Source organism: Capnocytophaga cynodegmi (assembly GCF_002302475.1).
GTDB classification, from domain to species: domain Bacteria; phylum Bacteroidota; class Bacteroidia; order Flavobacteriales; family Flavobacteriaceae; genus Capnocytophaga; species Capnocytophaga cynodegmi.
The window spans coordinates 2,560,625-2,575,550 of record NZ_CP022378.1 but is presented as its reverse complement, the minus strand read 5'-3'; the positions used below and the strand labels follow the sequence as shown (position 1 = coordinate 2,575,550).

Here is a 14,926-nt window from a genome sequence, read left to right as displayed (position 1 = left end):
TAATAGTAAAACATTAAATAAAATGTTAATTTTAAAGTTACAAACATTAACTTTAACAATTATTTTGTTTTTATTGATAATAATTTTTTTAACCTTTCAATCTCTAATTTCAACTCAGTAATACAAATATCCCTTTCTAAAATACGTTTCTCATATTGATCTATAAGTCTATCTAACAAACCATTAATGATATTTGGCTCATTGGATTGTTTAGTACTTTTCTTGATTTTGTCTAAATCTGTAAATTCTAGCTTAAAAAACTCCTCAAGTTCTACACCAAATAATGCACACAATGGTAGCACATAATTAGCCCAAGAATTACCAATACCATTCTCTATACGTGCATACGTAGACTGTGTTATATGTATGTAATCAGCAACTTGCTCCTGTGAAAACCCCTTTTGCTTACGTAGTAATCTCATTTTTTTTCCTACCTGAACATTCATAATCTATATATTTTTATGCAAAAATAGAATAAAAATATTTATTTTTTGAATAATCATACAAATTATTTTAGCATATTTTTGCATAAATTAATTTTAGTTAAAAAACAATAAAATAATAACAACAATTTAACACATTAATTTATCATGAAATTAAAAACAAAAATCGCAATGCTTGCTTTAGGAACTGCTTTTGTTTCTTATGCACAAAACGCTGACTTAGACAGATTTAACATATCTTATCGGTATGTTAACCTACCTACTAACCCCATTAGTGATCCTACATTAAGACACTTCTCAGTTACAACGAATGCTGATATGTATGACAAATCTAAAATTTTAGATAACATTAATCTCGTTGGATTCAAAAAAAGAGAGGAAGACCAAGATGCAACTATAAAAATTGATGTTAGAATTGAACGTCTCAAAGTAGAAGAGATGGATATACGAACTGAAAAAAGTGAAAAAAAGGATGATAAAGGTAATGTAATCGAAACTAAATACACGTACTACCCTTATATGAATTATGTTACTAGAGGTTCAGCTTCATTTACCAATAATAGTGGAGAATCATTTAATCAACGACTTGGAAGTTCTCAAAAGTATACAGGAAATTCCCACAATAGTTATGGTTCAGCACAAAATTACCTAAAAAACAACTATGAAATATTGACTCAAGATTTTCAAAATAAATTTGTTGCTTCAGTACCAAGTGAAGTTCAATACTATGGAAATAGATTATATGGCTATCCTACCTATAAAGATAATATTCTTTTTTGGATACTTGGCTCAAAGAAAAACCCAGAATATAAGAACTGCCAAGAAATAATAAATAAAATCAAAGAAATGATAGAAAATATAAAGGCAAACGAACCAATCAGTGAAGAGTTGAAAAGTCAATTTAGTGAGGTAGAAAAGCACTTTTTAGATATACTTCCAAAGTACACTGATTCTAAAAAAGCACATCGGAAAATGCGTTACTATTCTTACTATAACCTAGGAAGATTGTATCTAATTTTTGATATGCCTAAAAAAGCTATTGAAATGGCTGAAAAGTTGATACAAAATGACTATGACAAGTCCGATGGTACAAGAATCAAAGAAGAAGCTGAATACCTAATAAAACGAATGGAAATAAATAATATATTCACAAAACACTTCCCTGTTGAGGTAGTAGCGGAATAAATAATTCAGAAAACAGAAAAAGCTCAAAAGTTTAGAACTTTTGAGCTTTCTTTTTATCTTAGTATCCAATTTCTTCCATAATTTCGAGTCCATAACCCGACATTCCTACGTAATGTGATTGTTTTGAATTTGTTAGCAATCGTATTTTACGTATATTTAGGTCGTGGAGTATCTGCGATCCCATTCCAATATCTTTTGTATCTGCCGAAGATTGTGCTATACAATTTCCGTTTTGTTTTTCCTTAATTTCTGTGATACGTTTCAGCAAATCTTGTGAATATCCTTCTTTATTGATAACAACTACGGCTCCTTTGCCCTCCTCATTGATTTTTTTGAATATTCGCTCAAGAGGATTATCCTTATCATTTGCCAAAATCTCCAATATATCATTACTAATAAATGATGCGTGAACTCTTGTAAGCACAGCCTCATCAGGCTCCCAAGTGCCTTTCGTAAATGCTAAATGTATTTGTTTATTAGTAGTTTGCTCATAGGCACGTAGTCGAAACTCTCCGTAAGGTGTTTGCAAATAAAAATCTTCTTTTTTGATAATTAGAGTATCTTTTCGCATTCTATAAGCCACCAAATCTTCTATTGAAATTAATTTCAAATCAAATTTTTTAGCAATTTCTGTAAGTTGTGGAAGTCGGGCCATCGTACCATCTTCATTGAGTATTTCTACCAAAATTCCTGCTGGTTGAAACCCTGCAAGTCGAGCCAAATCAATAGCTGCTTCGGTATGTCCTGTCCTGCGAAGTACGCCTCCTTCTTTCGCCCTAAGCGGAAAAATATGCCCTGGACGTCCCAAATCCGATGGTTTTGTTTGAGGATTAACCAATGACAAAATCGTTTTTGCTCTATCGTGGGTTGATATTCCAGTAGTACACCCCTGCCCTATCAAATCAACAGAAACTGTGAATTGAGTTTGATGTAACACCGTGTTATTTTGCACCATCATTGGTAATTCCAGCTCGGCACAACGCTTTTCAGTTAGTGGGGCACAAACCAGTCCACGACCGTGTGTAATCATAAAATTAATCATTTCGGGAGTAGCCTTTTCTGCAGCTGTTATAAAATCTCCCTCATTCTCACGATTTTCGTCATCTACAACAATAACTACTTTTCCTTTTTTTATGTCTTCGATGGCTTCTTCAATGGTATTCAGCTCTATTTTTTTCATTTTAACTCAAAATTTTGGGCAAATATAACTCATTTAAAATAATAATTAATAAAAGAAATTCAATTTTGTTGCTTGAACTATCCTTCCAAAAAATTAGGTATATCAACAGGAATACTTCCTTTTTCTACAGAAATTTGTGAAAGTTCGGTAATACAAGACCACAATGCACCATCATACACGTTTTGGTCTAACGGAAGTCCGTGTTTGAGACAATGTACTAATCGATAATCCATAATAATGTCCATCGGTTTTTGCTCTGGAAGCTTTTCTCTCAAATGAGCAGTTTCCAATACATAATGATGTTGATTTCTTTCCAAATAAGCTGCTACTTCTTCTGAAGTTAGTTGAGGTGTTTCTCGTTTGTCAAAATAAATTTGAGGCGTTGGATATTTCTGAATGAATCCATCTGTTCCACTTATCAAAAATATTCGTGAATATGGTCGTGGACTGGTATCATCGTGTTGTAGTAAAATTGTTTTGCCTTTTTCAGTTTGAATTAATGTCAAATTAATATCGCCTGTATATTGTGCTTTTGCTTGTGGAGATTCCTTTCCAAAGGTGGCTTCTGCATAACGCTTCATTCCTATTGAAAGTGACGACATTGACACTAATTTCACTAAATTATCTCCTCTTAGTATATTCATTGCCTGACAGATAGGAGCTATCCCGTGCGTTGGATATGGGTTTCCGTTATGCGTCTGGCTGTATTTCATTCGCCATTCACCTCGCAATGTATCTCTATCATTTTGTTGGAAATTCAAACGTCTCAAATCGTGAATATAAGCTCCTTCTCCGTGAACAATTTCTCCAAAATCCCCTCGTTTTACCATTTCAATGGTCATCAGCTCGAAGCTATCGTAACACGCATTCTCCAACATCATACAATGCCGTTGGGTTTGCTCGGCAGTTTTAACAATTTCCCAACAATCAGCTACGGTCATCGCCAGTGGGACTTCCACCGCCACGTGTTTTCCTTTACGCATTGCATACGTTACCATTTCGGTATGTAATTCCCAAGGCGTGGATATATACACCAAATCGACCTCTTCCATCTCACAAACCTTCTTCCAATCCTCCTTCCCCGTGAAGAAAATTGGTTTGACGGGCTGTTTTTCCGTGATTTTCTTTGCTTTTTCTATATATTCCTCATACACATCACTCACTGCCGAGATACGCACATCTAAGTACATATAACGCTTCAAGGCTTCAATCCCTCGAATACCAACACCGATGAATCCCACACAAAGGTTTTCTATTGGAACTACTCTTAAATCGAATACTTTTTTCATTCTCGAACTATTTTTGTGTCGTAACCTCCTCTATTGCCTCTTCAATCACGTTATAAATGTGTTGCAATTGTGCATTTGTAATGATATATGGAGGAAGTATGTAAATCGTATTACCAACTGGACGCAGGATTATACCTTTATTGATAAAAAATTGATATAATTGATTACGTATACTTCCATAATATGACGTATTTCCTGTTGTTTTAACTTCAAAAGCTAAAATAACGCCCAGAGTGCGAGGATTTTCAACCTTCGGATTGTCTTTTAACCTTTGTAGGAACTTCTTATGGTGTTCCTCAATACGTTTTATGTTTTGTTGGGTCTCGTTTGCTTGCAGGATTTGGATTGCTTCCAAGGCTACGGCACATCCTGTAGGATTTCCCATATAAGTATGCCCGTGGAATAAAGCCTTATTCACGTCTTCATCATAAAAAGCATCAAAGATTTCCTGAGTTGCAGAGGTTACTGCCAACGGAATTGTCCCTCCGGTTAATGCTTTTGAAAGGCAGATGATATCTGGTTGTTCGCTTAAATAATCACAAGCGAATGTTTTCCCTGTTCTACCAAATCCGGTCATCACTTCATCAGCGATGGTGAGTATTCCTTCGCTTTTGGCTATATTTATCAGATTGTCTAAGGCATTTTCAGAGTAGATTTTCATTCCTGCAGCCCCTTGAACCAATGGCTCAAAGATGAAAGCGGCTACTTTATGCTCTCTTATGGCTTCTTTCAACTTGTTTTCAGACAAATGCTCCTTCCCCTCCTCTGGAATAGGAATCCTCACTACTTCCAGAAGCTGTCCCTTGAACGATTCCGTGAAGAATGTTATCCCAGAAGCAGCCATCGCCCCAAAAGTATCGCCGTGAAAAGCATTTTCGAATGCCACTATCACATTTCTTTGGTCTCCCTTATTAAAAAAATACTGTATCGCCATCTTTATTGCGACTTCCACTGCAGTAGAACCATTGTCCGAGAAGAATATTTTTCGTTGATTGGAAGGTAAAATGGAGATGAGTTTCTCTGCCAAGAGCACCGCAGGTTCGTGCGTAAATCCCCCGAAGAGTACGTGTTCCAGTTGTGTTAATTGTTTGTACACCGCTTGTGCCAAACGCTGATTACTATGCCCAAAAGGGTTCACCCACCAGCTTGAAATGGCATCAATATACTCCTTTCCGTCCTCGTCCCAAAGCAAAGCATCTTTCCCTTTGACAATTCCTAAAGGCTTAGAAGCTGTTTGATGTTGCGTATAAGGATGCCATAGATGTTTTTCATCTCTTTCTTGTAACTTCATAATTATTGATTGTTAGTTACCTATATTTTTATAAATATCTTTTATTTTTTCTGTATGATTTTTAATGTTATATCTATTGTAATATCGTTTAACACAATTCAACTTATATTTTAATTCTATAAATTTAACTTATAACTATTGTTTTTATGATATAAATTCTTGAATTTAAATTTTCATATATTACATTCTCAAAAATACAACACGATTCTTAAATTTTCATTAATCACTCTAAATGAATAGCACTTGTTTTTTGATTGCTCATACTTGTTTTTATATCTTTTAATCTTTCTCTAACAAAGCCCCTAATTACATTTTAAATAAATATAGTTACTTTTTTATTTTTTTATCAAGGATTTCAATAATTATTGATTACTCTTCTAAAGCCCCTATTTGTTTTTTGATTTTTTTATATTAATACACAATGTTTATAAGTTGTTATATCATCTTTTACTTTATCAAAAAATATTTTTATTAGATAGAATTAATAACTGACTTTCTACCAATAGTTTTTGTAATAATATCTTTTTCAATATTCCACCCACGAGCAGGACTATACTCCCTTCCGTATAAAATAATCTGAATATGGAGCTTATTCCACTTTTTCTCTGGAAACAAACGCTTAGCATCTTTCTCGGTTTGGGTCACATTCTTTCCATTTGATAGCCCCCATCGGTACATTAATCGATGAATGTGTGTATCTACTGGAAACGCAGGAACGCCAAAGGCTTGTGACATCACTACACTTGCCGTTTTATGTCCGACTGCTGGAAGTTCTTCTAAATATTCAAAGCTCTGAGGGACTTCTCCATTATGTTTTTCAATCAAAATATGTGACAATTCATAAATTCCTTTTGACTTGGCTGGAGAAAGCCCTACCGGTTTGATGATTTCACGGATTTCTTCAACAGATAACTTCACCATATCGTACGGATTATCTGCTTTTGCAAAAAGTAAAGGCGTTATTTGATTTACACGAGCATCTGTGCTTTGTGCAGAAAGGAGTACGGCAATTAACAAGGTGTATGGGTCTTTATGGTCGAGTGGGACATCTACTTTGGGGTATATTTCCTCCAATGTATCGATTACGAAGGCTACTTTTTCGGATTTTTTCATATTTATATGCTTCCTCTTTAACGTTTATCTGCATTCCTTAAAAAAGAATTGTTTGTACTTACAATATTGTTTTGTACTTCTTTTTTAAAGAATGCAGAAATATAATTTTTTTGATAAAATGTTCCTTATTTAAAGGTTGTTATTCCATATTTTGCTGCTTCTGATTTTGCTTTAGGAACCCAATTTTTAAGATTTGCTATCCTCGAAGCATTGGAAGGGTGTGTACTTAATATTTCGAGAGACTGCCCTGAGCTATTTGCTTGCATTCTTTCCCATAACTTAGGTGCTTCTTCAGGATTATATCCTGCAATTGCCATAAGTTGAATTCCTATTTCATCGGCTTCGGTTTCGTGCGAACGACTATAAGGCAACATTCCTAATATTTGCGTTGCTGGTGCGTATGCTGCGTTAAATGTGTCTTTATATTTGCTGTCGTGAAGAGCTACATTGCCTACGATGGCTCCGAGCATCTGTATGTCACTTGCACTCATTCGTTGGGCTCCGTGATCGAGCAGTGCGTGAGCTACTTCGTGTCCCATAACAACGGCTAAGCCTTCCTCGCTCTTGGTAATGGGAAGAATTCCTGTGTAAACTACAATCTTCCCGCCAGGCATACACCACGCATTGGCTTGTTTGTCGTGTACCAAGTTATATTCCCACTTATAATCTTTCAAATACTCCTTATTACCAATGGCTTCTGCCCACATCTGTGCTGCTTTAGCAATTCGTTGCCCTACTCGCTTAACCATTTCGGCTTCTGAAGTTCCCATAACAACTTCATTTTCTTTCAGAAAAGTAGAATATTGAGTAAAAGCCATAGGAAACAACGTACTATTCGATTTAAAATTCAGAGTACTTTTTCCCGTAAATGGATTTGTCTTACAAGAGAAAACCACTAAAAAAATAATAATCAGACTAATTCTTCTCATAACTTTCTTTTTTTGCAAAATTAAGAATTTATTTTTGTATATGCACAGGTACAAAAAAATAAAGCTGAAAGTTCAGTATTTTTGGACTGCTCTTCCAACTTTATTCTAACACAAATTTTAAATTATTTATTATTATGAAAACATTTCCTTAACTTTTTCAAAGAAAGATTTGTCGGACTTTTCAGGTTGAGGCGTAAATCCTTTGTCGTTTAGCATTTCTCTGAAAAATTCTTTTTGTTTTTCTGAAAGATTTTTCGGAGTCCAGACATTTACGTGAACAATTAAATCACCTGTTCCATAACCATTTAGGCTTGGTATTCCCTTTCCTTTCAGACGAAGAATTTTTCCTGATTGTATTCCTTCTTCTAATTTAATACGTACTTTTCCTGTTACAGTTTCAATCTCTTTTGAGGCTCCAAGTACGGCTTCTGAAAAACTGATATACAAGTCATAGTGTAAATTCTCTCCTTCTCGTTTTAGGGTTTCGTGCTCTTGTTCTTCAATTACAACCAATAAATCCCCCGCAATACCATTTTTTCCAGGAGCATCATTTCCTTTACCACTGACCTTCAATTGAACACCTTCCATTACTCCAGCAGGAATTTTAACAGAAATAGTCTCTTCAACCAGTTTCAATCCTTGACTATCCGCATCTGATGGGCGATGATCAATAATTTGACCACTTCCAGAACAAGAAGAACAAGTACTTGCCGTTTGCATCATTCCAAGCATTGTATTTACTTGCCGAACTACCTGTCCCGTACCATTACAAGTAGTACAAGTTTTATAAGTAACTCCCTCAGCCTGAACTTTTCTCTTTACTTTTATTTTCTTCTCTGTACCTTTTACAATATCTTCTAAAGAAACTTTTAAGCGAACTCTAAGGTTTTCTCCTCGAAGACGAACTTGTTGTGTACCTCCTCCAAAGCCACCAAAACCGCCAAATCCTGAAAAACGACCTCCAAAAATATCACCAAAATGACTGAATATATCATCCATTGTTGAATGATAACCAGCTCCTCCGTTATCAAAAGCTGCGTGACCAAAACGATCGTACTGAGCTCGTTTATTTTCATCACTTAGCACCTCATACGCCTCTGCAGCCAATTTAAAATTTTCTTCAGCTTGTTTGTCGCCTGGATTTTTATCAGGGTGATATTTAATAGCTTGTCTTCGATATGCTTTCTTTATTTCAGCAGCTGTTGCACTCTTCGAAACTTCTAATATTTCGTAATAATCTTTTTTCATTGAATTCAACTAAATTATTGCCCTACAACAACTTTTGGATAACGAATAATTTTATCTCCTAATTTATAGCCCTTTTCTACAACATCAACAATTTTCCCCTTCAAATCTTCTGAAGGAGCAGGGATTTGCGTTATAGCCTCGTGTATTTCACTATCAAAAGTGTCATTTGGAGCTACCTCTACCTTTTCCAACCCTTTAGATTTCAAAGTATTAATTAACTTATTGTAAATAAGCTCAACACCTTTGAACAATTCATCATTTTCAGATTTTGTAATCTCCACTAAAGCTCTGTCAAAATCGTCTATAATTGGCAACATTGCTGACAATATGTCTTGACCTGCAGTTTTGAATAGTTCTAGACGTTCTTTATTTGTGCGTTTTTTATAGTTTTCGAACTCGGCAAACAGACGCAAAAACTTATCTTTTTCTTTTAGAAGTTCCTCATTCAAATCTACTTGAGCTGTTTCAGCATTCGTTTCAGAGTTTGTTTCTGGAGTAACTTCTTCTTTATTAATATCTTCGTTAGGCATTGGTTCCTCCTTACTATTTTTTTTCGTATTCATATCAAATTAATTTTTTAACAAAAGACACTACAATTACAGACAAAAGTATGCCACTTTGTTTGTTTATGTCAATATGGCAGATTTATCTCAAATAAAAAATATTTATCAAACTCTATTGCAAGTATGCCATATAATTCCCTTCGCTAAAATCAACTGATACGTGTTCTTGCAAAGAAGTAGACAATGAAATTCCTTTAAAATCAGCTTTAATTGGATAATTTTTATGATTTCGATTTACTAAAACTGCCGTCGTCAATTTTTTTAGAGGAACTTCCAAAAAGTGTTTTACCCCGTAAATTAACGTCAATCCTGAATTCAAAACATCATCTACCAAAACAACTACTTTATTTTGATAATCATCTGATTTAATAGATGTTGTAATCCCCTCCAAAGGATTTTTCTTATTCATAGTAACTTTACACAAAATTACTTCAATGGGACTTATTTCAGACAATACAACTTTCAACTTTTCAGCGAAAATATAGCCATTTCCCTGAATACCTGCCAAAATAATCTGCTTTTCATTCAAATTTGTTTCGTAAATTTGATATGCTATTCGTCTGATTTTATGTTGAATATCATTGTGATTTAATATTGGTATCATATTCATATCAATTATTTCGGCTCAAAGATATGAAAATGAGTAGAAATAAGCTCAAAAAATTATGATATATTACTTTTTTTCTATATTTTTGGGCAAATAAACATTTTGCGTGTTGATGATAAGCAATTTTTATATTTATAACAAATATATTTTCTTCATTTAATATTTTTCCTATGTACATCACAATAGCTATTCTTTTAGTTTCAGCCATTTTTTTTATGAGTGGAAAGGTTCGTTCGGACTTGGTGGCTCTCTGTTCTTTGGTTTTGTTGGTTGTTTTTGGCATTCTCACCCCTGAAGAAGCCCTTTCTGGATTTTCCAATTCGGTGGTTATTATGATGATAGGTCTGTTTGTTGTGGGAGGAGCTATATTCCAAACAGGACTTGCAAAAATGATTAGTAGCAAAATTCTCCGATTGGCAGGAAACAGCGAAATAAAGCTATTGATATTAATAATGCTTGTTACTTCGTTCATTGGAGCTTTTGTAAGCAATACTGGAACGGTCGCTCTGATGCTCCCTATTGTAGTTAGTATGGCGATGAGTTCCAATATTAACACAAGCCGATTACTTATGCCTATGGCTTTTGCAAGTAGTATGGGAGGAATGATGACACTCATTGGTACGCCACCCAACTTAGTTATTGACGAAGTACTTGTAAAGGAAGGCTTTCCGAAACTTACCTTTTTTTCATTCACTCCCGTAGGAATTACTTGTTTAGCGGTGGGAACACTTTTTTTGATTCCCTTTAGCAAACTTCTGTCGTCCAAAAAAGAGAATTCCAGCAATGAGAATAAAAAAAACGGAAAAACACTACACGATTTGGTAGGAGAATATCAACTTTCAAAAAATCTGTACCGAGTTCAGGTGCATAAAAACTCTCCTTTCGATGGAAAATCAATCAAAGAAATTGATATTCACAAAAAATACCACATTTCTGTATTAGAAATACGAAGAAAATCAACATCTAACAATCCGTTTTTTAAAACCAGTAATCAAGAATTGGTCGGAGCTGAAACAATTGTTTATGAGGGTGATATACTTTATCTAAGAGGTGAATTTGAAAATGTGCAAACGATGGTTTCTGAAAATAATTTACTTCTTTTAGATACACACCAAACGGAAGAAAAGAAAACAGATGTTCTTGATTTTCACGAAGTAGGAATTGCAGAAGTATTAATTATGCCAGCATCAAAATTGGTAAATCTTCCTATAAAAGATTCCAAGTTACGAGAACATTTCGGTTTGAATATTTTGGGAATACAACGCAAAAACACTTACATTTTGCAGCATCTTAAAGATGAAAAAATGCATTCTGGTGACATTCTGCTTGTACAAGGAACTTGGGAACACATCGCCCAACTCGATGCGGAACGCAGTCAGTTAGTAGTTTTAGGACAACCAATGGCAGAGGCTTCCAAAGTAACGCTAACTCATAAAGCTCCCATTGCGGGAATTATTATGATTGCTATGATTTGTGCTATGATGTTCGATTTCATACCTATAGCTCCCGTCACTGCAGTTCTAATCGCATCGCTTTTAATGGTTATCTCTGGAGCGTTACGCAATACTGAAGCGGCTTATAAAACCATCAACTGGGAAAGTGTTGTTCTGATTGCAGGAATGTTACCAATGGCTCTGGCTTTGGAAAAAACAGGCGTTTCAGACTTAGTTTCAAAAACTTTAGTAGGAAGTCTGGGTAATTACAGCCCTTACGTGCTTTTAGCGGGGATTTACTTCACAACTTCGCTGATGACAATGTTTATCAGCAATACCGCAACCGCTGTGCTTTTAGCTCCTATTGCTTTTCAATCGGCGGTTTCGCTGGGGCTAAATCCTCAAGCATTTTTGTTTGCCGTAGCGGTGGGTGCGAGTATGTGTTTTGCTTCGCCTTTTTCCACACCTCCTAATGCGTTAGTAATGTCTGCTGGAAGATATACCTTTATGGATTATGTAAAAATAGGGCTTCCTTTGCAAATTATTATGGGAATTGTAATGATTTTTGTACTACCTTTGCTATTTCCCTTTTAGAAAATCTACAACTTAAAATAAATTACAAAAACGATGGTAAAAATAGGCAAAACAATAGAAAATTTCAAAGGAATAGACCAAAACGGAAACACAATTGAACTTTCTGATTATAAAGGACGGAAGTTAATTATTTTCTTCTATCCAAAAGCAAGTACCCCTGGCTGTACGGCAGAGGCTTGTAGTTTGCGTGATGAATATTCCGTTTTGAAAGAAAAAGGATATGAGCTTTTAGGAGTTAGTGCTGATTCGGTAAGTAAACAAATGAATTTTGCAACCAAAAATAATCTACCTTTTCCATTAATTGCCGATGAGGACAAAAAAATCATCAAGCAATTTGGAGTTTGGGGAGAAAAGAAATTTATGGGAAGAACATTTGATGGCATTCTTCGCAAAACGTTTATAGTAAACGAAAGTCAAATACTTACCCACATAATTGAAAAGGTAAAAACTAAAAGCCACGCTCAACAAATTATGCAGGTAATAGAAAACGAAAGCGAATAATATTCTACAATTCTATTTGATATTGAAGAACGTACATTCCTTTACGACTGCTCACTTTTTTATCTACTTTATCAAAAATAGGACGATTGTGATAACCGAAGGATAGTTTACTCTTATGTCCGTTAAAATACGTATTAAATCCGAGAGCATAAGAGTTTACGCTTTGGTTAAGTCCGTCAAAGTTAGCACATTTCCAACCGATATTAGGCTGAAAACGTACTTTGTGTTTTTCTGACTTAGGGAGTAAATATCCCAATTGCAGAAAAATTGAATTTCCTGTTCCTACTACTGGAAAAGCACTTCCTCCTCCGTTGAAAGAACTTCCTGAGGTATCAAAAATACTATTTGTACCTATATTTCTGACGTAATCATCTCCCAAATTTATGTTGTTATATCCTAAATATCCGGTGATAGCAGCATTTCTTTCAGAGATAGGCATATCCAAGAATAAATCTATTCCCAAATTTCGATAATTATCATATACTACAGAATTATTACTTTGCTTCTGAAGCATTTTAGGTTGATACGCATATCCTATACCTAAATTTAGTATTCTTTTTGTGCCGATGTAAGTACCCACCCCTCCGCTGTAAGGAGTTTTATTACTTTCGTTGTCCAGAAATTCATATTTTATGTACGAAGATGTATAAAATCGGGCAATATTACGAGAATATCCAAATTCTTTTACCTGATTTTCGGTTGGTGATGTTGGGCTTTGTAAGGAAATATTATAATCGAATTTACCTAATTGCCCTTTTGCATATATTCCTAAATTTCTGCCTACATCATCATAATGATTTAAGGTAAATAATTGATGTACGGCGGGGTCTAAATTCAGCATTGAACCATTAGAGAACGCAACAAATCTTCCCGCACCTCCAAAAATAATTTTTCCTACCCCTAAGGTAAATTTATCACTAAATGTATATTGAGCTAAAAAATCAAGTAAACGAATGTCGCTTGAACGAAGTGTTTTCTGGTTAACGTTATTATTACCCATCAAAACAAAAAAGAATAATTTTTTATTAATCTGTGCTTGAAAACCAATTCGGTATCTTCTTATCGAAAAATCTAAGGTTTGATTTACGGTTTCTCCGTTAATGCTTGTGCCAGGATTTGTATCAATGTATCTCATCCAGAATTGCCCACGGAACGAACCTTGAATGTACGTATCTCCTTGTTCATCGAATTTGTATTTTAACAACTGCGAATGAGAATTCACTGAAAACAAAGCACCTAAGAGCAAAAAAACTATTCTTTTCATTATATCCTATTTTTACCGCAAAAATATTAAGATTTTTTCAAAAATAAAATATATAATTATCCTTTTTTCATTTTTAAACTAATCATCAGCCACGAAAAAACAGGAAAAAGAAACAACGTACTGCCAATGGCTAAAAGCTGGAAATAACTATCAAAAAAAGGTAAATTCAGCCAAACCGAAATTCCTTTGTAAACTATCAGTAGTTCTGTTGACAGAAAGGCAAATAGATACACAAAAACCGAAAATTTGTGTATCTTCAGTAAATTATCAACTTTCAAAAAATATAATAGTCCTATACTGATAACTCCTAAAAAATTAAGATGTAAATATGCAATCAGCAAATCAGGATTTGAAAAAATTGGATTTGAATAACCTAACGCAATACCAATAATCATCACACATATTTTTAAAATAAAAAATACTAAAAATAAAGTTGCTAAGTACATTTTTTGATTATTTCTGAAGAAATACAAATAACTTATAATCCCGATAGCTATCAACCAAAGAAAAGATGATAAACCACCTATAATATAGTAAGGAATATAATTATAAATACCTAACCACGATACTACTAAAGTACCCACTACAGCTATTTGAAAAAGATAAAAAACTTTTTTTATTAATTTAGAAAAATATTTTTCCCACTTGAATTTATGTATGAATAATCCTATGAGGGTAGAAAAAATCCACCCATTGTACTGAAAATGCAAAAAGAAGGCTATTGAAGCGTTATAAATAGAAGAATCTTTCCCAAATTTTATAATTGAAAATGGTATTGCCCAAATGCCTAAACTCGAAAGCACGAGATAAATCACACCCATTTTTATAAAAAGATAAGAAATAGAATTTTTAGCATTGTCATTTTTCCATTTCTTTAGGAATAAATATGCAAAACAATACGAAAGAATTACAAACAAAGATGAAAATGTAATAGAAATTGCACCATAACCTTGAAATAAAAAGCTAAATAACATTCCTATTACCGAAAATTGTGTTGCATAAAACAATCTTCTGTATTGTTTTTCGTAAACAATACTAACAAATTCTCTACTAATAAGTGATGATAACAAAACGTACATCCAACCTAAAAAAGCAGTATGCGAATGTGCGTGAAGTACATACCGATAGTTGTATTCAAAAGGAATTGGCAAAACAAATGCAAAACGCAAAAAAATACCCAAACAAACTACTACAAAAAAATAGAAGAGTGCATAACGAATATCAGTTATTATATTAATTTTCATTTTTAATATACTATTAATAAACTTCTTTTATATGAATAGTAA

14 protein-coding genes are annotated in these 14,926 nt (G+C 34.0%); 3 read left to right on the top strand and 11 right to left on the bottom strand.

Going from position 1 to position 14,926, the window contains the following annotated elements; genetic code table 11:
* Positions 1 to 59: 59 nt before the first annotated feature.
* Positions 60 to 446, bottom strand: a complete 387-nt coding sequence (locus CGC48_RS11395) for a helix-turn-helix transcriptional regulator (protein WP_098029662.1) — start codon at positions 444 to 446, stop codon at positions 60 to 62.
* A gap of 144 nt (positions 447 to 590) precedes the next feature.
* Here CGC48_RS11395 and CGC48_RS11390 point away from each other — a divergent pair, with 144 nt between their 5' ends.
* Positions 591 to 1,628: a hypothetical protein gene (locus CGC48_RS11390; protein WP_098029661.1), complete on the top strand. Its 1,038-nt coding sequence runs from the start codon at positions 591 to 593 to the stop codon at positions 1,626 to 1,628.
* A 58-nt stretch (positions 1,629 to 1,686) separates the two neighbouring features.
* Here CGC48_RS11390 and ribB read toward each other — a convergent pair whose 3' ends face one another.
* The 8 genes from ribB to CGC48_RS11350 form a co-directional block, all read right to left on the bottom strand.
* Positions 1,687 to 2,808: a 3,4-dihydroxy-2-butanone-4-phosphate synthase gene (gene ribB / locus CGC48_RS11385; RefSeq protein ID WP_098029660.1), complete on the bottom strand. Its 1,122-nt coding sequence runs from the start codon at positions 2,806 to 2,808 to the stop codon at positions 1,687 to 1,689.
* Between the two features lie 77 nt (positions 2,809 to 2,885).
* Positions 2,886 to 4,097: a Gfo/Idh/MocA family protein gene (locus CGC48_RS11380; protein ID WP_098029659.1), complete on the bottom strand. Its 1,212-nt coding sequence runs from the start codon at positions 4,095 to 4,097 to the stop codon at positions 2,886 to 2,888.
* A gap of 7 nt (positions 4,098 to 4,104) precedes the next feature.
* Entirely contained in the window at positions 4,105 to 5,388 is a 1,284-nt protein-coding gene (gene bioA / locus CGC48_RS11375) for an adenosylmethionine--8-amino-7-oxononanoate transaminase (RefSeq protein ID WP_098029658.1), read from the bottom strand.
* Positions 5,389 to 5,859: 471 nt separating this feature from the next.
* Positions 5,860 to 6,501, bottom strand: coding sequence for an endonuclease III domain-containing protein (locus tag CGC48_RS11370; RefSeq protein WP_098029657.1), 642 nt, complete (start codon positions 6,499 to 6,501; stop codon positions 5,860 to 5,862).
* A gap of 125 nt (positions 6,502 to 6,626) precedes the next feature.
* Complete coding sequence (locus tag CGC48_RS11365) at positions 6,627 to 7,430, bottom strand: M48 family metallopeptidase (RefSeq protein ID WP_098029656.1); 804 nt, start codon at positions 7,428 to 7,430, stop codon at positions 6,627 to 6,629.
* 132 nt (positions 7,431 to 7,562) lie between these two features.
* Positions 7,563 to 8,678, bottom strand: coding sequence for a molecular chaperone DnaJ (gene dnaJ, locus CGC48_RS11360; RefSeq protein ID WP_098029655.1), 1,116 nt, complete (start codon positions 8,676 to 8,678; stop codon positions 7,563 to 7,565).
* Between the two features lie 14 nt (positions 8,679 to 8,692).
* On the bottom strand, positions 8,693 to 9,241 hold the full coding sequence (locus CGC48_RS11355) for a nucleotide exchange factor GrpE (protein WP_098029654.1): 549 nt from the start codon (positions 9,239 to 9,241) through the stop codon (positions 8,693 to 8,695).
* Between the two features lie 112 nt (positions 9,242 to 9,353).
* Positions 9,354 to 9,845 (bottom strand): phosphoribosyltransferase family protein, encoded by a 492-nt coding sequence (locus CGC48_RS11350; RefSeq protein ID WP_198537138.1) that lies wholly within the window; start codon positions 9,843 to 9,845, stop codon positions 9,354 to 9,356.
* A 173-nt stretch (positions 9,846 to 10,018) separates the two neighbouring features.
* Between CGC48_RS11350 and CGC48_RS11345 the strand changes: the two genes are divergently transcribed.
* Both CGC48_RS11345 and bcp read left to right on the top strand, forming a co-directional pair.
* The gene (locus CGC48_RS11345) at positions 10,019 to 11,875 is read left to right on the top strand and encodes an SLC13 family permease (RefSeq protein WP_018278638.1); all 1,857 of its coding nucleotides are present in this window, start codon (positions 10,019 to 10,021) and stop codon (positions 11,873 to 11,875) included.
* A gap of 33 nt (positions 11,876 to 11,908) precedes the next feature.
* Positions 11,909 to 12,376 (top strand): thioredoxin-dependent thiol peroxidase, encoded by a 468-nt coding sequence (bcp, locus tag CGC48_RS11340; RefSeq protein ID WP_098029652.1) that lies wholly within the window; start codon positions 11,909 to 11,911, stop codon positions 12,374 to 12,376.
* A 4-nt stretch (positions 12,377 to 12,380) separates the two neighbouring features.
* Here the strand turns inward: bcp and CGC48_RS11335 are convergent, their stop codons facing one another.
* Together CGC48_RS11335 and CGC48_RS11330 are read right to left on the bottom strand one after the other, a co-directional pair.
* Complete coding sequence (locus CGC48_RS11335; protein ID WP_098029651.1) at positions 12,381 to 13,640, bottom strand: porin; 1,260 nt, start codon at positions 13,638 to 13,640, stop codon at positions 12,381 to 12,383.
* Between the two features lie 56 nt (positions 13,641 to 13,696).
* Positions 13,697 to 14,884, bottom strand: a complete 1,188-nt coding sequence (locus CGC48_RS11330) for a hypothetical protein (protein ID WP_098029650.1) — start codon at positions 14,882 to 14,884, stop codon at positions 13,697 to 13,699.
* Positions 14,885 to 14,926: the final 42 nt, after the last annotated feature.